Source organism: Ralstonia sp. VS2407 (assembly GCF_052950655.1).
The window spans coordinates 1-480 of sequence record NZ_JBRFVG010000221.1; the positions used below are offsets into that span (position 1 = coordinate 1).

General features: G+C 70.6%; 1 protein-coding gene. It reads right to left on the minus strand.

Annotated features, from left to right (window positions below; all coding sequences use genetic code 11):
* A partial coding sequence (locus ACU8YE_RS24725; protein WP_446930081.1) for a lysophospholipid acyltransferase family protein occupies nucleotides 1–480 on the minus strand: 480 nt, incomplete at both ends.

Sequence of the window (480 nt, forward strand, 5' to 3'; positions counted from 1 at the left end):
CGTCGAGCGGACGCTCGACGCCTGCCTGCATCCGCGCGAGCGCATCGGCAACCGATGCGCGCGCGAGCGCGGCCATCTCGCGCCGGTCGCCCGTCGCGGCGATCGGCTCGCACACGTAGAGATGCGCGGTGAGCGGCCCGTTCGCCAATACCATGTCGAGCGACTTGCCGAGCGGCAGATCGCCGACATAGGCCGGCGCGACCGACTGCCGCCCGCGCGCGTCCTCGTACATCAGGCAGATCGGCTGCACCGAGCAGTCCGCCGACACCACCGCCTGGAACAGGTTCGAATGAAACGGCAGCAGCCCCAGGCCGTCGGATGTCGTGCCCTCCGGAAACACGCACATCAGCTCGCCGTTGCCGAGGCGCTCGGACAGCTCGTGCATGATCCGCTTCGCCTCGCTGCGCTTCTCGCGCTGGATGAACACGGTCCCGAGGCGCTCGGCGAGCCAGCCGACGACGGGCCACGCGCGCACCTCGG